Source organism: Chloroflexus sp. (genome assembly GCF_056331925.1).
In genome coordinates, this window is the sequence record NZ_JBWGQH010000037.1 from 1 (window position 1) to 24,905 (window position 24,905).

The 24,905-nt window shown below is 55.8% G+C and carries 20 protein-coding genes; 12 read left to right on the forward strand and 8 right to left on the reverse strand.

Annotated features, from left to right (window positions below; genetic code table 11):
• Both AC01ZF_RS16145 and AC01ZF_RS16150 read left to right on the forward strand, forming a co-directional pair.
• Positions 1 to 954, forward strand: a 954-nt coding sequence (locus AC01ZF_RS16145) for a DUF11 domain-containing protein (protein ID WP_476575501.1), incomplete at its 5' end; no start/stop codon positions are given.
• Between the two features lie 12 nt (positions 955 to 966).
• Complete coding sequence (locus tag AC01ZF_RS16150) at positions 967 to 3,615, forward strand: C25 family cysteine peptidase (RefSeq protein WP_428132729.1); 2,649 nt, start codon at positions 967 to 969, stop codon at positions 3,613 to 3,615.
• An 89-nt stretch (positions 3,616 to 3,704) separates the two neighbouring features.
• Here AC01ZF_RS16150 and AC01ZF_RS16155 read toward each other — a convergent pair whose 3' ends face one another.
• Positions 3,705 to 4,832, reverse strand: coding sequence for an N-acetylmuramoyl-L-alanine amidase (locus AC01ZF_RS16155; RefSeq protein ID WP_428132727.1), 1,128 nt, complete (start codon positions 4,830 to 4,832; stop codon positions 3,705 to 3,707).
• A 177-nt stretch (positions 4,833 to 5,009) separates the two neighbouring features.
• On the opposite strand from AC01ZF_RS16155, the gene AC01ZF_RS16160 reads away from it, so the two are divergent.
• Positions 5,010 to 5,813, forward strand: a complete 804-nt coding sequence (locus AC01ZF_RS16160) for a [LysW]-aminoadipate kinase (RefSeq protein WP_424675160.1) — start codon at positions 5,010 to 5,012, stop codon at positions 5,811 to 5,813.
• 117 nt (positions 5,814 to 5,930) lie between these two features.
• On the opposite strand, the gene AC01ZF_RS16165 is transcribed toward AC01ZF_RS16160, so the two are convergent.
• Positions 5,931 to 7,298: an LCP family glycopolymer transferase gene (locus AC01ZF_RS16165; RefSeq protein ID WP_424675159.1), complete on the reverse strand. Its 1,368-nt coding sequence runs from the start codon at positions 7,296 to 7,298 to the stop codon at positions 5,931 to 5,933.
• Between the two features lie 329 nt (positions 7,299 to 7,627).
• Here AC01ZF_RS16165 and AC01ZF_RS16170 point away from each other — a divergent pair, with 329 nt between their 5' ends.
• Together AC01ZF_RS16170 and apaG are read left to right on the forward strand one after the other, a co-directional pair.
• Entirely contained in the window at positions 7,628 to 10,009 is a 2,382-nt protein-coding gene (locus AC01ZF_RS16170; RefSeq protein WP_476575502.1) for an alpha/beta hydrolase family protein, read from the forward strand.
• A 74-nt stretch (positions 10,010 to 10,083) separates the two neighbouring features.
• On the forward strand, positions 10,084 to 10,497 hold the full coding sequence (gene apaG, locus AC01ZF_RS16175) for a Co2+/Mg2+ efflux protein ApaG (RefSeq protein WP_476575503.1): 414 nt from the start codon (positions 10,084 to 10,086) through the stop codon (positions 10,495 to 10,497).
• On the opposite strand, the gene AC01ZF_RS16180 is transcribed toward apaG, so the two are convergent.
• From AC01ZF_RS16180 to AC01ZF_RS16190, 3 genes are all read right to left on the reverse strand, one after another.
• Positions 10,498 to 10,797, reverse strand: coding sequence for a hypothetical protein (locus AC01ZF_RS16180; RefSeq protein ID WP_476575504.1), 300 nt, complete (start codon positions 10,795 to 10,797; stop codon positions 10,498 to 10,500). It lies immediately after the preceding gene.
• A gap of 72 nt (positions 10,798 to 10,869) precedes the next feature.
• Positions 10,870 to 11,106 (reverse strand): ferredoxin, encoded by a 237-nt coding sequence (locus AC01ZF_RS16185; protein WP_015940626.1) that lies wholly within the window; start codon positions 11,104 to 11,106, stop codon positions 10,870 to 10,872.
• 83 nt (positions 11,107 to 11,189) lie between these two features.
• Entirely contained in the window at positions 11,190 to 13,016 is a 1,827-nt protein-coding gene (locus AC01ZF_RS16190; RefSeq protein ID WP_424675155.1) for an Rqc2 family fibronectin-binding protein, read from the reverse strand.
• Here AC01ZF_RS16190 and AC01ZF_RS16195 point away from each other — a divergent pair.
• The 4 genes from AC01ZF_RS16195 to AC01ZF_RS16210 are packed head-to-tail and all read left to right on the forward strand — an operon-like array spanning position 13,007 to position 17,093.
• Positions 13,007 to 13,636 (forward strand): guanylate kinase, encoded by a 630-nt coding sequence (locus AC01ZF_RS16195; RefSeq protein WP_424675154.1) that lies wholly within the window; start codon positions 13,007 to 13,009, stop codon positions 13,634 to 13,636. The two genes, AC01ZF_RS16190 and AC01ZF_RS16195, sit on opposite strands and share 10 nt — an antisense overlap.
• Positions 13,637 to 13,696: 60 nt before the next feature.
• The gene (locus AC01ZF_RS16200; protein ID WP_424675153.1) at positions 13,697 to 14,248 is read left to right on the forward strand and encodes a GatB/YqeY domain-containing protein; all 552 of its coding nucleotides are present in this window, start codon (positions 13,697 to 13,699) and stop codon (positions 14,246 to 14,248) included.
• Between the two features lie 22 nt (positions 14,249 to 14,270).
• On the forward strand, positions 14,271 to 16,448 hold the full coding sequence (locus tag AC01ZF_RS16205; RefSeq protein WP_424675152.1) for an HD family phosphohydrolase: 2,178 nt from the start codon (positions 14,271 to 14,273) through the stop codon (positions 16,446 to 16,448).
• Between the two features lie 12 nt (positions 16,449 to 16,460).
• Complete coding sequence (locus AC01ZF_RS16210; protein WP_424675151.1) at positions 16,461 to 17,093, forward strand: glucosaminidase domain-containing protein; 633 nt, start codon at positions 16,461 to 16,463, stop codon at positions 17,091 to 17,093.
• Positions 17,094 to 17,158: 65 nt separating this feature from the next.
• Here AC01ZF_RS16210 and tsaD read toward each other — a convergent pair whose 3' ends face one another.
• From tsaD to AC01ZF_RS16225, 3 genes are all read right to left on the reverse strand, one after another.
• Positions 17,159 to 18,220, reverse strand: a complete 1,062-nt coding sequence (gene tsaD, locus AC01ZF_RS16215) for a tRNA (adenosine(37)-N6)-threonylcarbamoyltransferase complex transferase subunit TsaD (RefSeq protein ID WP_424675150.1) — start codon at positions 18,218 to 18,220, stop codon at positions 17,159 to 17,161.
• Between the two features lie 63 nt (positions 18,221 to 18,283).
• Positions 18,284 to 19,012, reverse strand: coding sequence for a YggS family pyridoxal phosphate-dependent enzyme (locus AC01ZF_RS16220; protein ID WP_428111631.1), 729 nt, complete (start codon positions 19,010 to 19,012; stop codon positions 18,284 to 18,286).
• On the reverse strand, positions 19,009 to 19,593 hold the full coding sequence (locus tag AC01ZF_RS16225) for a hypothetical protein (RefSeq protein WP_476575505.1): 585 nt from the start codon (positions 19,591 to 19,593) through the stop codon (positions 19,009 to 19,011). The genes AC01ZF_RS16220 and AC01ZF_RS16225 overlap by 4 nt, the downstream gene beginning before the upstream one ends.
• A 271-nt stretch (positions 19,594 to 19,864) precedes the next feature.
• Here AC01ZF_RS16225 and AC01ZF_RS16230 point away from each other — a divergent pair, with 271 nt between their 5' ends.
• The 3 genes from AC01ZF_RS16230 (at position 19,865) to AC01ZF_RS16240 (ending at position 24,904) form a co-directional block, all read left to right on the forward strand.
• Complete coding sequence (locus AC01ZF_RS16230; RefSeq protein ID WP_428111628.1) at positions 19,865 to 22,309, forward strand: branched-chain amino acid ABC transporter substrate-binding protein; 2,445 nt, start codon at positions 19,865 to 19,867, stop codon at positions 22,307 to 22,309.
• 76 nt (positions 22,310 to 22,385) lie between these two features.
• Positions 22,386 to 23,552 (forward strand): branched-chain amino acid ABC transporter permease, encoded by a 1,167-nt coding sequence (locus tag AC01ZF_RS16235; RefSeq protein WP_424675146.1) that lies wholly within the window; start codon positions 22,386 to 22,388, stop codon positions 23,550 to 23,552.
• Between the two features lie 2 nt (positions 23,553 to 23,554).
• Positions 23,555 to 24,904: a branched-chain amino acid ABC transporter permease gene (locus AC01ZF_RS16240; RefSeq protein ID WP_424675145.1), complete on the forward strand. Its 1,350-nt coding sequence runs from the start codon at positions 23,555 to 23,557 to the stop codon at positions 24,902 to 24,904.
• The last annotated feature ends 1 nt before the right edge of the window (position 24,905 follow it).

The following is a 24,905-nucleotide window of genomic DNA, read 5'->3' on the forward strand; positions in this document are numbered from 1 at the left end:
CCGGACAATCGCAATCTCGCCACGACCCGTACCAGTAGCAGCGAGATTACCACCGAGAACAACACGAGTAGTGCGACCATTGTGCCGCCACTCCCCGACCTGGTGTTAACCAAAGCGGTCGCGCCGAGCGTGGTCCAAGTCGGCGATCAGGTGGTCTATACGCTGACCGTGAGCAATACTGGTGGCGCGCCGGCCGTTGATGTCACCGTCGATGACCCTTTACCGCCGTTCCTCCGGCTGATCGAGGCCACTGCCTCGACCGGCACGGTGCAGACGGCCGGCAATCAAGTCCGAGTCACCCTCCCCACCCTCGCCCCCGGCGAGATGGTGACCATTACCATTCGTGCAGCGGTGACGGCTCCCCCCACGCCGCCGGACAATCGCAATCTCGCCACGACCCGTACCAGTAGCAGCGAGATTACCACCGAGAACAACACGAGTAGTGCGACCATTGTGCCGCCACTCCCCGACCTGGTGTTAACCAAAGCGGTCGCGCCGAGCGTGGTCCAAGTCGGCGATCAGGTGGTCTATACGCTGACCGTGAGCAATACCGGTGGCGCGCCGGCCGTTGATGTCACCGTCGATGACCCTTTACCGCCGTTCCTCCGGCTGATCGAGGCCACTGCCTCGACCGGCACGGTGCAGACGGCCGGCAATCAAGTCCGAGTCACCCTCCCCACCCTCGCCCCCGGCGAGATGGTGACCATTACCATTCGTGCAGCGGTGACGGCTCCCCCCACGCCGCCGGACAATCGCAATCTCGCCACGACCCGTACCAGTAGCAGCGAGATTACCACCGAGAACAACACGAGTAGTGCGACGATAAACTCGCCTCCACCGGCAACCCTACCGTTAACGTCCGGCTATCCTGTTCGACAAATGTTCGCCTTGATCGGATTGGCCTTACTCGCGATTGGAATGGGAACTCTGTTGCGACATCGCTCGTCTTTGTAAGATTGTGTACTTATGCGACGTTTTTTGCTCTACTGCATCATCCTCGTCGCCATACTCACCGGAGCTGCGCCGATCACTTCGGCGCAGCCTCCAGTACAGCTTACCTTCCATCCCTCTGCCAACGGGATTGAAGTCGTTTGGGTTGGTTCCGAACAATCCACTCCACAACGTTTCTGGTTGTACCTATCAGCCGATACACCGGCGACACCCATCCTGCGTTCGGTGTTCGATCAACCGTTGCGCGAACCGTTACCTTCACCCACCCTACCGGTACAAACCTTAGCTGGTGAGACCTACCCACCCTTGCCCCAATTCTTGCCTACAATACCCCAATCGCCATTACGACTGGTGAGTGAAGGATACCAACGCGGAGTACGGATGGCCCTTTATGAGATTACGCCCCGTTATCTTGCCGGTACCGAGCCTCGTCAAGTACTGAGTCTGACGGCATTCATTGCCGGTGCATCTCTGACACCGCCAACGACTAGGCCATCGCCACAACTTGCCGGTGTGCCATTTCCCGATCCGCTTGCAGCTCGTCAGGCATGGACGATTGATGTTGCTGAGGAAGGTATCCAACAGCTCGACGCGGCTGTGTTACGCGATCTTGGGTTGGATGTTCAGAGTGTTCCCCTCAACCGATTGCGACTTCAGCGCAATGGGCAGGTCTTACCGCTAGACCCCGTTGTCAGTGGCTCCACGATCACCGCTCTCCGTTTCTACGCACCACCACCGGGTGATCGCTGGTCGACTACTGATCGCTACTGGCTGACCGTGGAAGCGGAGTCAACTACTCTCATGTCTGCCCGCGCAGCCCAAATCCAAACCGGAGATCAACCTGCTGCTATCAGTATCAGTGGTATTTGGCCGTCGGATTCTCCAACTATCTACGAGTCGACATTACCCGGGTTCGATGGCGATCACTTTTTTAGCCGTCAGCTCGACACTGTTGCAGGTTCGCCGATCAGCACTACAGTGACGTTCGCAACTGCCCTACCGTTGGCGACCACCGGCTCAATGAGTCTTACCCTTGAGTTGGCAACGCTGGTGAAACATAACGGTAATCACCGATTACGTATCTCTACCGCGACAGGGTGGGAGACGACGGTGACATGGAACGGCGCCGGCTCGCATCGAGCAACGGTGTCCTTACCGAGTCCAACCCGCGAACTCACCCTGACCCTCGATCCTATTATCGGCATTGACCGCATATATCTCGACCGCATCTTCTTCATCGCTCCGGCTCAAGCCAGTTTTTCACTGGCGGGAGCCATCTTCAACGGCCAAGCCGGTCGCTTCGCTTACCCGATCACCGGTGTCTCTACCGGCACTGCTGTCTACGATATTACCGATCCGCTGCAACCGGTGCGCTTGACATTTAGCGGCAGTTCGTTCGCCGATGATTCGCCTATACCGCGTCGCTATCTGGTCACAGGCACAACGACGCTGCACGCACCGACGATTGCGCGTCATCAACCGATCGATCTGGCGACACCACGCGCTGCCCGTGCCATTTATATCGCGCCACGCGCGTTTTTGAGTGAACTCGATCCGTTACTTGCTCACCGACAGGAACAGGGTTGGTCGCCGATTGCTATCGCTGTTGAAGATATTTACACCGGTTGGAGTGGCGGCGAACCAGAACCGTATGCCATTCGTCAGTTTTTGCGCTATGCTGCTGCAACCTGGGCAACACGGCCTGAGGCTGTTATTTTAATCGGCGATGGAACATCTGACCCACGCAATTATCTTGGACGTGGCTGGCCCAATTTCATTCCACCCTACTTAGCCACTGTCGACCCGTGGCTTGGTGAAACGGCATGCGAGACCTGTTTTGCCCAGCTCGATGGTGATGATCCTACCGGCGAGAGCTTCTTTCAACCTGATCTCTGGATCGGACGACTACCGGTCAAATCGGTCACCGAATTGCGCGATCTGGTGAACAAACTACTTACCTATGAACAGAGCCGTGGGGTTTGGCAACGTCACGCCGTGTATCTGGCCGATAATCCTGATACAAGCGGCGATTTTGCCGAGTTGCTTGATGAAGCTGTCGCTTATCAGCCATTACACACCAGTTTTCGCCGCGTCTACTACGACCCAACCGGCTCAACGGGGCGCATTGCCGATGCCGTACTCGCGCGTGAGCAGGCCTTTACCGCTTTTAATCAAGGAGCCGGCTTGCTGGTCTATGCCGGTCATGGGCTACACTTTCAGTGGGCTTTCACCCAAATCGGTACATCCGATCCATTTCTGCTTAACGTCGATAATGCTACCGATCTGCGGAATGCACCGGCGTTTCCGGTCGTACTTAGCATGACGTGTCTTACCGGTGCGTTTCAACATCCGTCGTTCCGTGGCACGACAATCGATGAAGCACTCGTGTTGAACCCGCTTGGTGGTGCTATCGCAACGTGGAGTTCAAGTGGGTTTGGTGTCGCCTACGGTCATCGCCAGCTCTTGCTCGGTTTTGTCGCCGAACTGTGGAGCGCACCATCGCCGCCTCTCCTTGGTCAATTAGTCGCTGCCGGCTTTACCAATTTGGCAATGAGCGGTGAGGCACCTGAAAGCCTACGCACATTTCTGTTGCTTGGCGACCCGCTTACTCCGGTAGTAGCTCGTCCCCTCTACCGTATCGACGTTCCGCTCGTGCAACGGTAGCGGTTTGTTTCACCCACCTTACCCGGTTCCCGCAGCTAGCCCAAGCGCTAGAGCGAGTCGGTCGTTCCCACGCGATACCACGCATTGTCTCACGGATTCATTGCCGGAGGGTCGGTAGGTGGTGACGCTGGGATATTGTTGGTATCGGCCGGACGTGTTTGATCGGCCCGTATCCATCCGACATACCGACTATCCCCGACTCGCACCATCGCCTCATACCAATCCCCGTCACGATTGAAAACAAACACTCGACTATCAGCCGGCGCCTCGACGATAATTCGAGCTGTTTCGCTCGGCGCTGCACGGACGCTCACGTTGGTGCTGGTGTACAGAATTGGCCACTCAGGTGGCAAGAGTGCTGCACCATTGTTCGGATCACGTTGCTTGAGGTATTGCAAAATCCCCTCGGCAATCCCCCGTGCTGCTAGCGCAGGCTGGGCAACGATAACCGCTCGGTCGGCAGCATTGGTCAAAAAACCGGTCTCTACGATAATTGCCGGTGTAGTGCGGGCAATTGCGTGAGTGTGGCGACGATAACTAAAGGCATAGTAGCCACGCATATTAATCGTCACTCCATTGCGATCTTCCGGTAGACCGGTGATCGCACCATACGTCGCTGCCACCGCTTCCATCAATGCGCGACTTGCCGCCGAAGTGCGCCACGGCGTCGCAATCTTCCAACCTCTTGCTCCTTCTACCGATCCATCGGCGTGAATTGCCACGAATGCATCGGCGTCATACGCAGGCGGTACTGTGGCCGGAAGTAGTTCAACTTCTACGCCGGCGGCAACCAAGATGTCACGCACCCGCACGGCAATTGCTTCGTTTACTTGAGCTTCGGTAATGCCATTCCAGTAGGCCCCGGAAGAAGTACGTAAATGAGCCAACTCATCAGGTAACTCATCCGAGCGCAAATGCCCAATTTGTAAACCTACCCGCGGTGGCGTGTCCGGCGGGCGTGGTGTCGGCGTCGGAATCACGCTTGGGGTGGCTGTTGGCATTGCAATGACCGGTTCGGCAACCAGATCACTAACCGGCGGTACCACCTGCACGATACGTGCCGGAGTAGGAGTAGCAGTTGGCGTAATTGGTACCAATGTGGCTGAAGGTGTCACCAAAGGTTCCATCACCACATCGCTTGCCGGTTGTGGCATGACACTCGTACACGCAACTAACGTCAATAGGGCGATAATCAGAACTGGGTTCATCTGCTTCATATCAAATCCATCGTTCCACAATCGACTTCACCTGAGCTTTTGGTTTAAATCTGGTATCATACCCGCATCATACCATCACTGCTGTGACAGTTGTGAGAGAGATTGCTGAGAAAGCAGGTAATTGATACGTAGCCACAGCACCGTCTGACAAAACAATCAGGGACAAGGAGCCAGACCATGCTGGTAGTAAAAGTGGGTGGCAGCGCCGGCAACGACTACGATGCCCTGTGCGACGACATCGCTGCTCGTTGGCAAGCCGGCGAGCATCTCATACTCGTCCATGGCGGTTCGGATCAGACCAATCGTCTCGCCGAGGCGCTCGGTCATCCGCCCCGTTTCGTCACTTCGCCGGGCGGCCATACCAGCCGCTATACCGACCGACGCACGCTCGAAATCTTTCTGATGGCGACCGCCGGCTTAGTCAATAAGCAACTGGTGGAACGCTTACAGATGCGGGGGGTGATGGCCTTGGGGTTGAGTGGTCTCGATGGCCGGTTGTTGGAAGGTAAACGAAAATCAACGATCAGAGTGATCGAGCAGGGTCGCCAGATGATTTTACGCGACGACTGGACCGGTACTATCGAGCGGGTCAATACTTCGCTCTTGCGGATGTTCCTTGACGCGGGCTACCTGCCGGTGGTGGCGCCGATTGCATGTTCGACTGCCGGTGAAGCGGTGAATGTTGATGGCGACCGGGCTGCTGCCGCTATCGCTGCTGCGCTCGGTGCGCAGACGTTGCTCTTGCTCTCGAATGTGCCTGGTCTTTTGCGTCATTTTCCCGATGAAGCATCGCTGATTAACCACATCCCGCGCGCCGAGGTAGAGGCATATATGGAATACGCTGCCGGTCGAATGAAGAAGAAATTGCTTGGCGCTCAAGAGGCGTTAGCCGGCGGTGTCCAGCGTGTTATCCTCGCCGATGCTCGCATTCCAGCATGCATTAGCCACGCACTGGCCGGTGGTGGAACGCATATTGCGTAATGGGGACAGCAATCGTTACACGCATTTTGCCACTCGTGTATTACCGCCACCCTCGGCCTCTGCACCGTTGTCGGTGAGCGAGGCCGAGGGGTTTCCTGACAGAGAGCCACGCCGTGCCTACTTCCCGTTCACAAAGGCCTGCACCAACATCGCAATTGCACCGGGGCGAGGGGTCAAGGCGTAGGGATCATCGGTATTCAGTCCTTCGTACACACCGTCCGGTCCAAGTGCAAACCGCTCGATTGAACCCAAATCCACATCGCGTAGCGACCACGCCAACCCCAATAGTTCATCAGCCCTCAGATCGGTGCGGATGTGCGGGCGCAGCGTAGTCGTCACTTGCGCCGCCAACTCCACCTGTCGCACCGGGTCGTGTTCGCGGATCCGGCGGGCAATCGCCAACACGATCATCTGCTGCCGCGCTTCGCGGGCGTAGGCACTATCATTGTGGCGGGTGCGGCTCAGAATTAACGCTTGCGCACCGTCAAGCCACTGCTTCCCTGCCGGAAAATAGACCGTGGTGAAGCCGTAATCCATCGTCGGATACGCCGGATCGTAAATGGGTTGTTCTAGCTCAACCTCAATCCCTCCGATGGCGTCAACCGCTGCCATAAAACCGGTAAAATCAGCCCAGACCACGTGATCGATTGGTATGCCTAATAGTTGCGTTACCGTGCGACGAGCTAGCTCTGCTCCACCAAGCACCGGATCCATCTCACCATAGACGGTTGCACTGTTGATGCGTCCATACCCATAACCGGGAATCTCCACGACCAGATCACGCGGTAGTGAGAGCAAGGCCACCCGCCGGTTGGCAGGCTCGATCCGTATCAGCATAATCGCATCTGACCGCGTTGCCCAACTCTCACCCGGTCGCCGATCACTGCCCAACAAGAGAATGTGTATGGCATTGGTGTTCGGTAGACGAACGTCAACCGTCGGTATCAGGGTTGGTACGGGTACGCGCCCATCTACCGCCGGTAAGGTGATCGGTGTGGCCGAGGCTAGCGTTGTCACCCCGATCACCGTCACCGGTGATGAAGAAGCCACCGGGGTTGGTATCAGCGATGGTACCTGGCTTGGTACCGGTAATGGTAAAGCTCTCGCAACGACCGGTTGAATTGGCACGACCGTGGTCGGTATGGGCAATGTCTGGGCGACTGATGAGGGCAGTTGCATAGCATCCACATTCTGGATGATTGTCCTCGCCGCCACCAACACGCGCCCGGTCTGAAAACCGAGCCAGCCGACCAGCAGTGCCACCACTACCCACAGCACAGAACGTCCACGCTTGCGCCCGACCGGTTTTCGGTCCGGTAGCGGTGTTGCCAGCAGGGTTGCGAGCAACTCAAAATCACCGGCAGCAGCGTATTCGCGGCAGGTCGTACATTCGGCGAGATGATGTGCTAATTGGGCTTGCAGAGGGGAGTCGACCCCGGCACGAATACCGGCGGCAAGCAACGCACGCGCTTCACTACAGTTCATAGCAATGCCAACCGATCATCGGTAACATACCTATGGAGAGTGTATTACCGGTGACCCCTAGAATACAGTACTCTCATCTTCGCCAAAATTGCCATCGGTCAGGATAACCGGTCAAACCTCATCTTCAAATTGCTTCTATTGTGACTCACTTCTGCATTCATCGGCAAGTTAGAATAAACGTAAGCGTTTACCTTTTCACGTGAACCCACGCTAGCTCAGATGACAACTATCGAAAAGGTTCAGGAACTGGGTAGCATTCTGTGCTGCCATCTGTTATCATACAAAACGTCCGCAGCAACCTTATTCGACAAGGGAGAGGAGTTTTTTGTATGCGACTGCCCAACCGACTCTGGTGGATCGGCGTCTTGGTCGCAATCATTGGTCTTGTTGCTCCCGTCTCGGCAGCCCCGCCACGCAACAACATTATCAATGTCGATCAGTTCGGTGATGCAAAGGACTTGCCGCCTAATCTCCTCAGCGATGAAGAGATTGCAAAGATAGATCGTTTGCAGAACGGCGCATCGTATCCTCTTGCCATCAGCGAGATTAGCCCAGACGATACTGCGGTCTTGATCAGCTCAAGCGAAGGTTTCGCTTTCCTCGATATCACTACCGGTGATACTGTACCGATTGACACAACAGCGTTCGATATTTTTGTGCCGCTTCCTTTCCTCGGTTTTGGTAGCTATAGCTGGCAAGACGAAAGTACCCTTGGCGTACTCGCCGTGAACTCTTTCGCGACCGGTAACGAGGATGCACTCGCTAAGCTCTTCATTGACCGCTTTACCGGTTCGATTAGTACGTTTGCGGTTGGTATTCCCGATCAGAATTTTGGCTTTGTCTCAGTGGCCCCCAATCTCACCAGTTGGCTGATCGTGCGCGAACCACCGAGTGCTACCGAGCAGTCTGCGGTAGGTGCTAGACCGTTTACTGTCCGCCACCGAATTGCCTTACCCACTTCGGTAGCATCCCGGATGAATCGGATCGAATTGCCGGCCCGCATCCAGCGCCAAGTTGACCGACTTCGCCAACGCCGACCCGATCTGATCGCCCGGTTCCTTTTTCAACAACAAGAAGACGGTAGTACGGTTGAAGTAACTCGTGAACCGTATAATCTCTTCTTATACGATGCAACGACCGGTGAAGAACGCTACCTGACCAGCATTCCATACGCTTCAACCCTGCTCAACGACACGTGGACAAGTGACTCTGCGCAGTTAGCCATCTCGTTCTTCGGTGTCCCTGATGCCGAAGGTCGCGGTTTCTATAACGGCGCTCTCTTTTCCGAAGAGATTTATCGCGACTTGACCGGTAATTTACCACCGCGCCAGAATCCGATTATTCAAAACAACAATACGTATGTGATCGATTTCGCCAGCGGTCAAACCCAAGTCATTCGACCTGATCCGAGTCTTGGTGCGCCAATCCTCGAAGCTCACGATTGGGCACCCGGCGGCCAATCACTGTTGATCAAGGCCCATCACCCCGCCTATCTCAAGGGGCGTACCCATCCGGTCTACTACCCGCGATTCGCTTCGCGGACCAGCTTCCGCTTCTACGACCGCGATGAGACCGGTCAATTTCGCTGGACAAAAACCTTCGAGCATCCGATGTTGTCGGGTGGTGATGTGGCATTTGCCTTCAGCATCGCTGATTTTGTTAGCCCTGATGAAATAATTATTCGCGGTGTGGTAGGGAGCAATCGCCATCCCTACTATTACAACCGGGTGTCAGGTGAGTTGCGCAATCTGGCTGACCGCGCCGGCTCCTACTTTAACGTCTATGCTACGAGTAGCAGTACCCGCCAGATAGTCTTTACCTATACCTCATATACCGATCCACCCGATATCTTCCGCCTCCGCTGGGATGGCACTGCATTGTACCGGCTCACATGGCAGAATGAAGAACTCCGTCGCGAGGCTAATCTGCGCCAAGACCCGGTGACGTTTACCCTGCGCAATGGTCAGGTGCGGGTTGGTACCTTGATCCAGGCCGCCGATGCACCGTTCCCGCCCAAGAATGTGCCACTGATTGTGTGGCAAGAGGGTGGACCGAACGTGCCGATGGTTAACCAGTGGATGGCGAATGTTGAGAATCCATATGCTCTCCTACCCTCGTTTGGCTTTGCACTCTTGATCACGCCGGTCGCCGGTCGTCACGGGTATACACCGGCAGTGTACACTTCGCTGGTCGATAACAGTAACTTCGGTCAGATCGACATCGATGAACAGGCCGAAATTGTCCAGCAGGTAATTGCTCGCGGCTGGACAACAAAGGGGAAAGTGGGGATTACCGGCTGCTCGTATGGCGGCTATTTCGTCCTCCAGAGTATTGTCCGCTACCCCGACCTCTATGCAGCGGCCAATCCACAATGTGGGTTTATCGATGCAATTACCGAATGGACACAGGGCGCAACAGTTCTACCGCCGTATCTGGAAGGGTTACCTCCTTATAAGGCACTGAATGAATACGTTAAGGACTCGCCAAGCTATGGCGCCGATAAGGTTAAGACTGCGGTGCTCACATTCCACGGTACCGATGACTTCTTACCCATTGTGCAGAATGAAAACTTCCACCTACAATTGGTCAACCGTGGTGTGCCGGCCCGCATGGTACGGTTCGTTTCTGAGGGGCATGGGTTGGGTTTGCAAGAAAACCAGCTCTATGCTGCGCAAGAGCAGATTAGTTGGTTCCGCACGTATCTGAAGTAGCGTATGATGTCCGGTAGGGGCAGTCTGGCCTGACCGTCCCTACCGGTCGCCTTAGTTTAGTGTGGTCCATGAATATGTTTACACGACGACCATTTTATTATCGCCTCAGCGCAGGTATGCGCATTAGCGTCCGCCCGCACTATGTTCCCGGTCATTCGTTTCCGCCCTTGCAGCGTTTTGTATTCGCCTACGATGTACGAATCGAAAACGTTAGTCGGCGCACGGCTCAATTGATGAGTCGGCGCTGGACGATTTATGACTCGATTGGGGAAGAATTGGAAGTTGTCGGTGATGGTGTGGTCGGCTTACAGCCTATCCTCGACGCCGGTGACGTGCATGAATACCAGAGTTTTTGCGTGCTGAAGTCATCGCGGGGTTGGATGGAAGGTGAATACTACTTCCGTACAACAGATAATACCTACTTTACCGCGTTCATCCCGCGTTTCGACCTGATCGCCGATCCAGAGTGGATTAGCGATGAGGAATGACTACAAGCGTCGTAATCGCGCCCGCTCTTGCCGATAGGTTCGCACAAAGATGATAGCCAACACGGGTAGAAGCCACGGCCAATCGGGCCGTTCTTCGCGTAATAACCGCCATGTGGCCCGCAACTGAATCAAAGCTGGAAAACGCGCAAGCTGTACTTCGACGATGGCCTGTACTTGACGCTGCCATGCCGGTGGTTCGTTGGTGTTCATCGCCGATCGCTTTACCTTCCACCACAGTATCGGTAAGCCCAATACCGGTAAGCGTTTGCCATGAGGTGAGGGAGATGTGGGTCGTCCCATAGTACCACTTCTCACCAGAGATGGGGTGGGGTGTCTGCCCACCCCACAACGTATTCGCCGCCAACGTGCAACCTACGCCCCAAAAAACTTACGGTTCTTCTCGATGTAGCTCTTCCACTGCTCAGGTACCGCGTCATCGGCAAAAATGGCCTCGACCGGGCATTCCGGCTCACACGCGCCGCAGTCGATGCACTCATCAGGGTTGATGTAGTATTGATCGTCACCCTCGTAAATGCAATCGACCGGACATACAGCAACGCAGGAGGCGTCTTTGGTACCGATACACGGTTCAGTAATGACGTATGGCACAATAAGCTCCTTCCTATTTACAACTGCGGAAGTTCCGCGCGATGGTTGTTTGTACTCAGACTACTACAACACCAACGAGTTGTCTACGACTTTTGTACCACTTCACCACACCGCTCCGGCTTTACCCGTACTGTGCGTTCGGGATAGTAGCTGACCAATCCGGTTGGTCCACCGGGAATCTTGCGCACGACTCGTCGTTGACAAATGTCAACTTCTACCGCCGTATCATCTCGCGCCTGACTGTAATACGCTGCTAGTGCTGCTGCCTCGGCAATCGTTCGTTCGGGCGGATGGTCAGCACGAATGATGACGTGGGCACCGTGGATGTTGCGCACGTGGAGCCAGAGATCGGTGGGACGAGCGATACGAAAGGTGACTTCTTCGTTCTGGCGAGCTGTTCGCCCAATGTAGATCGGTAAGCCGTCGCTTGAACGTACCTGTAGTGGTCGGCCACGTGGTCGTTGTCGTCGCATCGCCGACGTGCGGAGATACCCGGCTTCTTCCGCTTCAGCCGCGATCAGGTCAATTTGCGTAGCATCGTCGGCAATGGCTAACATCGCCAACAATTGGTCGAGTCCGGCCAGCCGGTTCTCTGTGTCGGCGAGTCGTGCTGGCAAGATGGCACGAGCACTCTTCGCTTTTTCATACGCCTTAAACCGTTCTTGTGCCTGTTCAACCGGCGACCGGTTTGGATCGAGGGCAATCCGTTCACTCTCTACCACCAATTCTGTTATACCACCTGACAATTGGTGCAGAAAAGCGAAGATCATCTCACCTTCCCACCGCAGACGGTCGAGTTCGTTGACCCGCACCAATTCATTGACGATCTGTTCCCGTTGGTGAAGAAGCTGCTCGCGACTGACCTGCAACTGTGCCTCGAGATCGGCCCGTCGCCGATCTCGCCCCAGTGGTTGTTGGCGTGCTGTGTAGAAGACTTCCAGTACCTCACTCATGCTCGCCATCGGCGCCGCACCGGGCAAGTGAAGTGGCCGGTAGGGTGCGTAGGCAATCGGCCCACTCTCATCGTTGACCAGATGTGGTTCAGGTGGGGCGGCAACGATCTCACGCAGCCGAGCCGCAATAGTGTATGGCGGCAAGCCCGTTCCACTTGTCGGCAGGACGTCACAGGCCCGTACTAACACCTCACGCGCCACCTGTGGCGAGATGCCACGGTACGCATTGACGAGCGCTTTTACCGGATCACCGACACCCATGATCGCTTCAATCTCGGCTGCATTGGCCCGCAACGGATCACGCTTGTCCGGCGCCGGCGGCAACGTATAGACCTGACGTGGCAGAATCACCCGACTACTCATCCGCGGCGTCACCCGCTTGATCGCATCGAGGATCAGATTGTTATCATCGACCAGTATGATGTTGCTCCGCCGATCTTGTGGCTCTACAATGAGATCGCAGTGCAGCCACTCGTTGGTCTCCTCCGTCTCATCATCATCCAGTTCGTCAAGGATCACTTCATCAAGATCAGGAGAATGTGAGCGTTTGCGCGACTCCGCCGGTTTCGTTATACTGAACAAAACGACTCGTTCGTAGGGCGGCTGCTCAATGTTCACGATTCGTCCACCGAGTACGTATTTGCGCATAAGGAGTAAAAACGGCGTTTCACCATCAACGCCACGGGTTAGTCGTTGACTAACCAAATGAATGCGCGCCGTTTGCGCATCGGCAGAGGCGATCACATACCGGCGTTGGCCGTGAGCATAGACCTCCAAGCCGATAGTCAACGGCCCAACGAGTAGAACGCGCTGGATGCGTCCAAACAAGATTGTTGACTGTAATTCATCAACAACGGCGGCAAGGGTAAGAGCATCGAAGTACATACGCAAACCACCCGAATCATTGACGATAGCACCGGCAGGATACCACAAGGCGAGCGTGAACGATGGAACCACTCCTCAATCCGGTGTTGCAAGGTAAACCACCGCAGCCACTCCTCGTAGTTATCTCGGGACCATCAGGTGTTGGCAAAGACTCGGTACTGATGCGGATGCGTGAGCTGGGTTTTCCGTTTCATTTTGTCGTAACTGCCAACAGTCGCCCACGACGGCCCGGCGAGATCGACGGTGTCGATTATCATTTTGTGACCGCCGAACGTTTTCGCGAGATGATCGACAACGATGAGCTGCTCGAATGGGCCGAAGTATACGGTCAGTATAAAGGTATTCCCAAATCCGAGATTCGGCAGGCTATGGCCAGCGGACGCGATGTTATTTTACGGATCAACGTCGACGGTGCAGCGACCATCAAGCGGTTGGCTCCTGAGGCGGTCTTTATCTTTCTGGCCCCTGCTTCTCTCGACGAACTGCGGCATCGCTTAATGCTGCGACGTACCGAATCGCCGGAAGAGGTAGAGCGACGCTTGGCGATGGTCGCCGATGAGCTGGCACAGCTACCCAATTTCGACTACGTGGTCATCAATCACGCTGACCGTCTCGATGAAGCGGTGGGTCAAATCCGGGCGATCATTAGTGCTGAAAAGGCTCGTGTCTACCCACGTCGGGTCATTCTCTAACGACGACACGAACCTAAACACTGTGGCGTACCGGATATGATCACTGACAGGAGGCTCACAATGAGTATTCAAGAACGTCTACTTAACGATCTGAAAGAAGCAATGCGCGCCGGTGATAAAGTGCGTGTCAATGCTATTCGTGCTGCCCGCGCTGCGCTCCAATCGGCTCAACTCGAAGCGGCCAAGCAGCGGTTCGATGCTGCCGTCGCCGCTATCGAAGCCGAACATGCCGGCGATCCGGCTGCCATCGAGGCGGCGAAGGCCAATATCTCTATCGATAGCCACGCCGCTTTGAGTGAGGCTGAACAAGAGGCGGTCATTGCCCGTGAGATTAAGCGCCGGCGTGACGCTGCCGAGATTTACCACAAGGCGGGCCGTGCCGATCTTGCAGCGGCTGAAGAGGCTGAAATCGCTGTGCTGAGTGAATATCTGCCAAAAATGCTCAGTCCTGAGGAGTTACGCCCACTCGTGGCCGCCGTCATTGCTGAATTGGGGGAGAGCGGTCCTGCTGCAATGGGGAAGGTGATGCCGGTTTTGCTCGAACGCTTCAAGGGAAAGGCGGAAAATCGCACGCTGAGTCAGATTGCACGCGAATTGTTAAGTGCATCATAACTCTCGCCTACCAAAGAAGCCCATGAAAGCCCTTTTGCGCTACCGACCGTTCCGTAGGTTGATCCACCCACCACGCTTGACTCTCTCACGAGGGCAAGTACGGTTGTCGTTGGCGGTGCTCTTACTTTGGGCCGGAATCTGGGCAGTGTCTACTTTCCGTCTCCCTGGCGCGAGCGGGTTACAGGTGGGTCAACCTAGTCCTATCAGTATTGTTGCTCCGAATGAGGTCATCTATACGAGCGAAGTACTGACTGCCGAACGGCGTAAACAGGCTGAAAATAATCCCGATAATCTGGTTTATTTTAACGATCCGCAGATTCCGATTGAGCAGCGTCGTAACCTCTTTGCCCTGCTCGATATGATCGGGCGGATTCGTAATGATCCCACCCTTAATGAAGCAGCACGGTTACGCGCTCTCCAAGATTTGCCTAGCGCCGATGTTACCTTTACCACCGAACAGGTTCGTCTGTTGTTATCACTTGATGATGAGGAGTGGTCGCTTCTGCGCACAACCATTCTCAGTCTCTACGACCGCGCAATCGAGCGTTACGATTATGCCGTCGATGAGCGAGCGCTGAACCAGCTCCGTGAACGCTGGCTAGGGTTCTGGTTGGCCACCACGAACCTTGATCCGGTACAACGCGAACTCGCACAAACGATAACGGCCGCTTTTCTGCGCGTCAATCGTACCCTCGATCGCGCTGCTACCGAAGAACGGCGGGCAAATGCAGCCGCACAGGTTGCTCCGGTAGAGGTGAAGGTGCTCGCCGGCGAAATGATCATTCGCGCCGGCGAGATCGTTACTCCGGCCCATATCGAGAAATTGCAGGCAACCGGTGCGATGCCACGCCCCCTTGGTTGGTCAGAACTGCTCGGTTATGGCCTCCTGGCAACCTTCCTGAGCGCCGGACTCTTCGGTTATCTCGGGGTTTTTCAACCATCCCTGCTTGTCCAGACCCGATCACTCTTTACTTTGATCGGTATCGTGGTCGGTACTCTCCTCCTTGCCCGTCTCACCTTCCTCATCTACGATGCACGGCCCGTCTTTTTTCCATTGGCCACGCTCGCCGTCGTGACCACCGTCGTCTTTTCCGGCCAACTCGGTTTTGCCGTTAGTCTGCTGGCTGCTATCGTTATCGGTGTCCTGGAAGGCAACGATCTGACGTTGGTCGTCACGTTGTTTGCCGGTTGTACAAGCGCTATTTTGCTCGTTCGCACTGCCGACCGGCTCCGCTCATTTTTGATCGCCGGTCTTGGGATGACTGCGACGATTATCGGGTTTGAGACGACCTTCTGGCTTAGTCAACAAGCTATCTTTAGCCTGTCTGGTTTTAGCGGCTGGATGCTCACCACGAGCATGAGCGCTCTGACGAACGGCGGTCTGACGACAATTCTTTCGTTCGGCCTGTTCAATGTGATAGCGCGCTTGGCCGGACAAGTGACGGCATTGCAGTTGATGGAACTGGCGCATCCCTCACGCCCACTGCTACGTAAGCTGATCCGTGAAGCGCCCGGTACCTATTACCATAGTGTGGCCGTCGGTAATCTGGCCGAGGCTGCCGCCGAGGCAATCGGTGCCGATGCGCTCTTGCTGCGGGTTGCTGCCTATTATCACGATATTGGCAAGACGATTCGCCCGGCATTTTTTACCGATAATCAGATGGGGCGTGAAAATGTGCATGATGAGCTTGACCCGTACATTAGCGCCCAAATCATCATTGATCACGTGCGTGAGGGGATCAAGATGGCCCGCGCTGCCGGTTTACCTGAACAGATTATCGATTTCATTGCCACTCATCACGGTACCGGCTTAGTACGTCATTTTTACCAACAAGCACTGCAACGCTACGATAATGTCGATGAACGCGACTTTCGCTATCCTGGGCCCCGTCCACAAACGCGCGAACAGGCCATTTTGATGTTGGCCGATTCGGTAGAAGCAACCGTGCGTTCGAAGGCGCAACATGGGAAGCTGATCGCGACCCGTAATGGTGAGAGCAGCGAGCGTTCGACGAATGGCGCTGTTACCCTCGATGAACTTGTTCAATCCATTATTGATGCCCGGGTGCGGGAAGGGGAACTGAACGATGCGCCTCTGACGATGCGCGAACTCCGGCAGATTAAGACGGTCTTTGTCAATAATTTACAATCGATCTACCATCCCCGCGTCGACTACGCACCGCAGCTTATTCGGACATAAAGGGGGCCATTGATGATGTACACTGCCGACAGTCCTATCCTTGGCCCGCAAACGGCTGCTATGGATCAGATGAGCCGCTATATCCTTAGTCGGCCGCACGGCGAGTATACCGAGAAAGATGTCGCCGATGTTATTATTCCGGCATATGTACGCATTTGTCTCACGGTCGGCGTTGATCCTCTCATTGCGGTGGCACAAATGATTCATGAGACGGGGAATCTGACCAGCTTCTGGAGTCAACGCCCGCAACGAAACCCCGCCGGTATCGGGGTAACCGGGCAATCACAACAGCAGCAGCCCGTCAATCCACGTGGATGGGCCTACAACCCCCAACGTCAGCGGTGGGAAGCGGGCGTCAGTTTCGCAACATGGACTGATGACGCTGTTCCGGCCCATGTTGGCCGCTTACTCGCCTACGCACTTGCTGACGGCAGTGAAACTCCTCCGCAACGCGAATTGATCGCCAAAGCCCTTAGCTATCGGCCCTTCCCAGGCGCGTTTCGCGGCAGCGCGCAGACGATCAAGCAACTTGGTCGCGTCCATAATCCACTTGGTGCGCGCGGTGCAGGATGGGCTAGCCCTGGTCGTAACTATGGCGAAGCGATTGCGCGGATTGCCAACCAAGTCCTTGCGGTACCGTTATAACCGGTGGATGGTCGGTGGGCCAACCAAATGGGGGGATTCGCGGATTTCCTCCGCATCCGTGCCGTTTATGCCCCCAAGGGTAAACTGGCCGTTACATCAACATCCCAGCCATGTTGGATACCGGTTTCAAAGCGGTAGAATGCAGCCGCTGCCACCATCGCTGCATTATCGGTGCAGAGGTCAAGTGCCGGTAGATGTACCGGTACGCTGGCGCGCCGCTTCAATTCTTCACGCAACCGTCGGTTCGCCGCCACGCCGCCGGCCAATAGTATTGCCTGCGCCTTATAGCGACGTGCTGCATCAACCGTCTTCGTTACCAACACATCAACAACCGACTCTTGAAACGCATACGCCATCTGAGCAACAAATGGCGCATCGAGTTGTGGTGTTTCGTTTGAACTCTTTCGTCCACTGAGACGGGCTGCCTGCGCCAACCGATCCTGGACGCGATGCAGGACGGCAGTTTTGAGTCCACTGAATGAGAAATCGTAGCTATCGCGGAGCCATGCCCGTGGCAAGACTCCACCTGGGGTTGCCTGCGCCGCGGCAGCCTGGATCGCCGGCCCACCCGGATATCCCAAGCCCAGAATTCGCGCTACCTTATCGAACGCTTCACCGGCAGCATCATCACGAGTTTGACCGAGCAATTCGTATTGACCATGATCGTGGATCAAGGCCAGTAAGGTATGCCCACCACTGACCAACAAAGCAACGAGTGGGAAGGGCGGCGGCGGGTCACTGCCTAACCAACCGGCGTACAGATGGGCTTCCAGATGGTTCACCGCGACAAACGGCAAGCCACGCTGCCACGCCATAGCTTTGGCTGCATTGAGACCGGTCAACAACGCACCGCTCAGACCGGGACCGTGAGTAGCCGCCACGGCGTGGACATCATTCCAGCCGTTAGGAAGCGCGGCCAACGCTGCCCGTACTACCGGCGCCAGACTAAGGATATGTTGGCGAGAGGCAATTTCGGGTACTACACCCCCATACCGCTCATGCGTCGCCATTTGTGAAGCGACGATATTACTGATCACTGCGCGCCCACCACGCACGACCGCGGCTGCCGTCTCATCACACGACGTTTCAAGCGCCAGGATTGTAAAATCATCAGGAAGCCGTTTCATGATCGTTCCATTCGATACAGCGTGCTCATACCGATACGCCTGCTGCTCCTCGATACCTCACGTCTAATGGCGCTCGCCGAAAATCGCCCGCCCGATCCGCACCATCGTCGCTCCCTCGGCAATCGCAGCACTCAAGTCATCACTCATACCCATCGACAACTCCCGCCAACTTGCCTGTGGGTAACGACGGGCCAGATCGTCGCGCAACGCACGCAAGGCGGCGAAGTAAGGTCGAGCCGCATCCGGGTGGTCGACAATCGGTGCGATGGTCATCAGACCGCACACTTCAAGTGCCGGCAATGCGAGGATGGCCTCGATAGCGGGCAATAGTTCACGGTAAGCGGCATCGTTGGTGATTCCGCCGGGCAACCAAAAACCTTCTTTGCTCGCTTCACCACTGACGTTAACCTGAAGCAATATCGGCATCCGTCGATCAAGCTCACGGGCATGCCGATCGAGTGCCTCGGCCAATCGTAGACTATCAACCGAATGAATCAGATCGAACAAACTGACGGCGAGCTTTGCCTTATTGCGCTGTAAATGACCGATCAGGTGCCAGCGCGGGTGTGGTTGGAGATGGGTCAACGCCGCGATCTTTTGCTGCGCCTCTTGCACCCGATTCTCACCGAGATCGCTCACACCGGCTGCCACTGCGGCTGCCACAACCTCAGGTGGATGGGTCTTACTGACCGCGATCAACTGAATCTCATCAACCCGACGACCGGCAGCAGCAGCAGCGACAGCAATCTGTTCACGAACGGCAGCTAGCCGCCGACTCAGCGTTTCAGTCATGGTTGTGTTCCCTGCACATCGATCAATAATCGTTGCTCAAGTGGTGGATCGGGCGGCAACTCCGTGATCAGTAACAATCCGCGTCCTGCCGGTAACGGCACACTCAACTCAAGCGGGGTTGAACCACCTGGTGGCAAGTTGGCAATCGTTGTTCCTGGCGCACGGTAACGTTCGCCAGCACTATCTCGCAACTCGAACGCACTTATCGGCACCATCAGATCGGCATTGGTCAGGTTCGTCACCGTTCCCCTAACTTTCACCCCACCGGCAATTGGTTCGAGGGCATCAATAGTCACCTGCACGCGCGAGTTGCGGGTAACCGGATCGACGGGTTGGCCGCGACGACCATCTGTAAGCTGTTGCCAAAGAGTACGTGCCGCTGCTTGCGCCTCCGGCGCCAAATCCTTCAGCTCAAGCTGTGGGAGCGCCGGCAGCGGCAACGCCGGTGGTGGTTGTCGTGCAAATTGATCGCTCAGGGCAATGGTTTTGGATTGTTGCAAAAAGATGCTCAACCCGATGAGGAACGCTGCACCGAAAAGCCCGATTACCCAAAATGGAACCGATGGTGTGTCATCGTGCATAGTATCACATACCTCAAAGACCAACAGAACATGTTACCGCCATTAGCCTGTTGACCAACAAGACGCGCTGCCATCGTTATTGTAGCCGGGGCTAGCCTGCTTGACAAACTGACGCGAATCGCGTATATTCGCCTACTGTCATCCACTGTGGTTAACTGTTCACAACGCAATGGTGCGCAAAGTCGGCATACTGCGACTCGCTCCCGTTTCGTTGTGATCAGCACCACGTGGCGAAGGCAGATTACAGATTTAAAACAAGGAGAAATCGGTTATGAAGCGTGCGATCAGTCTATTCCTGCTGGTCGGTATGCTGGCCTCCATGCTTGCCGCCTGTGGCGGTGGTGGTCAGGCCCAGCCGACAGCAACCCCTCAGCCGGCTACACAGGCCACCACGGCCCCGGCACCGACTGCTGCGCCACAACCAACCACGGCAGCACCGGCACAAGTTATTAAGATTGCTACGCAAGGCCCACTGTCTGGTGGGCAGGCTGCGCTCGGTACCGGTATGAAGAATGCCGCCGAGCTGGCAGTCAAGCAACTGTCTGGCCCACTTGCTGAACTTGGCTTCCGGGTTGAGCTGGCACCGTTCGACGATCAGGCAAAGCCGGAGGTTGGGTCGGCGAACGCGAAGAATATCGTATCAGACCCCGACATCCTCTGCGTTGTCGGGCACCTGAACTCCGGTGTGGCGCTGGCAGCCCTGCCGGACTACAAGAATGCCCGGCTGGCAATGGTCTCGCCGGCCAACACCAACCCCAACATCACCGAGGGTGGCTATGAGGTTGCCTTCCGCGTCGTCGGTCGCGACGATGTGCAAGGCTCGGTGGCCGAGAAGTTCGCCCGCGAGGAGCTGAAGATTAAGTCGGTCTACATCATCCACGACACCACCGCCTACGGGCAGGGTGTTGCCGAGTTCTTCCGCAAAGCGGCAGAGGCGAACGGTATCCAGGTGCTCGGCTTCGAGGGTACCGAAGAGAAGAGTGACTTTTCGGCAATCCTCACCCCCATCTTGGCCGCCAATCCTGACCTGATCTTCTTCGGTGGGATTTACGACCAGGCCGGTCCGTTCTTCCGCCAAGCCCGTGACCGCGGTATCACCGCTCAGTTTATGGGTCCCGACGGCCTTGACTCCGAAGAGTTGGCGAAGCTGGCCGGCGATGCCGTTGACAAGATGTACTACACCTCGGTCGCTGCGCCGGTGAGCCAGTTCCCTGATGCAGCGAAGTATGCCTCTGATTACAAGGCGGCTTACGGTGAAGACGCTCCACCCTTCTCGGCGCAAGCCTACGATGCGACCGGTATCTGCCTTACTGCGATTGCAAATGCAGCGAAGGCAGCCGGCGGAAAGCCGACTCGTGAGCAGGTGCTCAATGAGATCAAGAAACTGTCTGCCTACAAGGGCATTACCGGCACGTACACCTTTAATGAAAAGGGAGACCCGACGGTCGCTACCTACTTCGTGTTGCAGGTCAACGCGGCTGATTGGAACAGCAACCGGTTGGTGAGCCGACTTGAGATTGCACCTCCCGGTTCCGAAACTGCTGGCGGCGCGACCGGTGGCGGTACAACTGAGTTTGATCTAGCAGCACTGGCTGCACAATTGAGCACGGTGGCCGGTAAGCTCGGTACGATCAAGATTGCTACGCAAGGGCCACTGTCCGGTGGGCAGGCTGCGCTCGGTACCGGTATGAAGAATGCAGTTGAGCTGGCAATCGAAGAGATTAACAGCCAACTGAGCGCACTGGGTGTCAAATTTGAGGTCGTGCCGTTCGACGATCAGGCGAAGCCGGAGGTTGGGTCGGCGAACGCGAAGAATATCGTATCAGACCCCGACATCCTCTGCGTTGTCGGGCACCTGAACTCCGGTGTGGCGCTGGCAGCCCTGCCGGACTACAAGAATGCCCGGCTGGCAATGGTCTCGCCGGCCAACACCAACCCCAACATCACCGAGGGTGGCTATGAGGTTGCCTTCCGCGTCGTCGGTCGCGACGATGTGCAAGGCTCGGTGGCCGAGAAGTTCGCCCGCGAAGAGCTGAAGATTAAGTCGGTCTACATCATCCACGACACCACCGCCTACGGGCAGGGTGTTGCCGAGTTCTTCCGCAAAGCGGCAGAGGCGAACGGTATCCAGGTGCTCGGCTTCGAGGGTACCGAAGAGAAGAGTGACTTTTCGGCAATCCTCACCCCCATCTTGGCCGCCAATCCTGACCTGATCTTCTTCGGTGGGATTTACGACCAGGCCGGTCCGTTCTTCCGCCAAGCCCGTGACCGCGGTATCACCGCTCAGTTTATGGGTCCCGACGGCCTTGACTCCGAAGAGTTGGCGAAGCTGGCCGGCGATGCCGTTGACAAGATGTACTACACCTCGGTCGCTGCGCCGGTGAGCCAGTTCCCCAAGGCAGCGAAGTACGCCTCTGACTACCAAGCTGCCTACGGTGAAGGTGCGCCGCCCTTCTCGGCACAAGCCTACGACGCAGCCAACATTTGCGCCGCCGGTATCTTGTCGGCTGCGATCACCGCCGGTGGTAAGCCGACTCGCGCCCAAGTCCTAGAGGCGATCCGCAATTTGCCGCCCTTCCCCGGCATTACCGGTACGTTCAAGTTTAACGCGAAGGGCGACCCGACGGTTGCTACCTACTTCGTGTTGCAGGTCAATGCGGCTGATTGGAATCAGAACAAACTGATTAGCCGCCTCGAGATTGCACCGCCGCAATAAGTTCGGTTATCTGTCGGCACATGCGTAAGTACTCTTCAACTTACGCATGTGCCCATTACGCTGTTCGGGAGAGTGCATGGCTGTCGATGTAACGGTTTCCCCCACCACTGCTCGCCGGTCTCTCGGTGAAGTTCTTGGGGTTGTTTTAGGTCCGGTCGGTCAATTATTGGCCTTCATTGTTGGAAGTGCTGCTAGCTTAGCACTGCTCGTCATCGTCTTCGCCCTCATCCTTTCGCCAAGCCAGCCCGATATTATGCAGCGGGTAACAATTATTCTCCCGCAAGTGATCATTGACGGGCTCGTGCGTGGCTTTCTTTTCGCCACCATCGCCCTTGGCTACACGATGGTTTATGGCGTCCTTGAGTTTATTAATTTTGCCCACGGTGAAATCTTCATGATCGGCGGCGTGGTCGGAGCGACGGTCAGTTTTATCTTGGTGAGTTCCGGCACTCTGGCAAGTATGCCGCCATTAGTATTTGTCCTGCTTGTTGTGCTTGTGGCTATGGCATTCTGTGGTACACTAGCGGTTACCGTCGAACGGATAGCCTACCGGCCATTGCGTAATGCCCCACGACTGGTACCGTTGATTTCGGCCATCGGAATGTCTCTGATTTTGCAAGACCTTGCCCGTTTGGTAATGACCAACACGCCCCTTGGCTTTAATGCCCGTTATCAAACCCCTGATTTCGGTCCGCCGCTCCAACTATTCACCATGCAAGTTGGCGAGCGAAGCGTTCCGGTCATTTTAAGCCCACGTGATTTGATCTTTATTGTCACTGCGACATTGATGTTGATAGTGCTAAACTATGTGGTTAACGTCACCAAATTGGGCAAAGCGATTCGGGCTACCGCGCAAGATATGCCAACGGCGAGTCTGATGGGAATTGATGTCAACCGGATCATTGCGCTCACCTTCCTCATCGGTGGAGCCCTAGGCGGAGCTGCCGGTGCTTTGTTTGGGTTGCGCATTGGTACCGTTAACCCATATATGGGCCTGATCCCCGGCCTCAAGGCATTTACTGCCGCAGTTCTCGGTGGGATCGGTAATATTACCGGTGCGATGGTCGGTGGGATTGTGCTTGGCTTCCTCGAGGCGTTTGTAGCTGCATATCTGTCCATCTTTACTGCCGGTAACTTCTCAGGAGCAGCCTATGCCGATATTGCGGCCTTTAGTATCTTGATCCTCCTCCTCATTTTCCGGCCCTCTGGTTTGCTCGGTGAGGCAACAACGCAGAAGGTGTAGCTATGACGACAAGTACATCATCGCAAAGTCTCTGGCAGCGTGTAACTACGCCACTGAGCAGTGGGCCGACTGCATACGGGTTTTTGGTACTCTATGTATTGGCCTGTTCGATCCTCTTGCTGACGAACCCACGCACCTCCCTGAGCACCGATGTCGTCTTCGTTCTGTTTCTGCTTTCGATGTTGGTAACTTATCGTGCGCGGGTGGCAACATGGTTTAAAGCCGTCTTGGGGGTGTTTGCGTTGGGGGTTGTGCTCCCGTACTTTGGTCTGCTCAACCCCTTCTACATCGATGTGGCGACCCAAGCCGGTATCTTTACCGCGTTGGCGCTAGGCCTCAATGTTGTGGTCGGTTTTGCCGGCCTGCTTGACCTCGGCTATGTGGCCTTCTTTGCCGTAGGCGCCTATGCGTGGGGGATTATGAGTACCCCCCAAATTACCGAGATTAACCCGGCATGGGGTCCGGTGGATCCGATCATGTTCTACCCCTTCCTCATCATCGGTCTCATTCTGGGACTAATCACCGGTGTGTTGCTCGGTTTGCCGGTATTGCGCCTACGTGGTGATTACCTGGCGATTGTCACGCTCGGTTTCGGTGAAGTCATCCGCGTGGTTGCGAACAATCTCGACCGTCCGGTAAATGTAACGAACGGTTCCCAAGGAATTCGCGCCATCGAGCGGCCACCGTTAATTATTGTGGACCAAATTCGTAATCTCGGCATTCAGGCCGACGATAATCAGCTCTACCAGCTTTTCTTTTACTACCTTGTACTCATCATTGTTTTACTCTCAGTTATCGTTGTAGCCCGCCTCAAATATTCACGCATTGGTCGAGCGTGGGAGGCAATCCGCGAAGATGAAATCGCTGCGGTGGCGCAGGGCATTCCGCGGGTACGGATGAAGCTCCTTGCCTTTGCTATCGGTGCTTCCTTTGCCGGTGTGATGGGTGTCGTTTTTGCTGCGAAACAGCTCTTTATCAATCCACCAACGTTCGACTTGCTCCGTTCGATCAACATTCTGGCAATGGTTATCCTGGGCGGGATGGGATCGATTCCCGGTGCAATGCTCGGCGCGATTATTGTGACAATGCTCGACCTCCAGATCTTGCCTCGGATCGCAACCGTGTTACGTGAAGCGCAGGCTGCCGGTGCTCCCATCCCACGTCAGTTTGATCCGACGCAGTATCAGCGCTTGCTGTTCGGCTTACTGTTGGTGCTGATGATGATTTTCCGCCCAGAGGGACTGTGGCCTGACGAACGACGACGAGAAGAACAGCACGATGTTGTGGTTACGGACGAGGAGCTAGAGACTGATACAGTAAATCAACCGGCCGGCACCGACACAGGGAGATAGC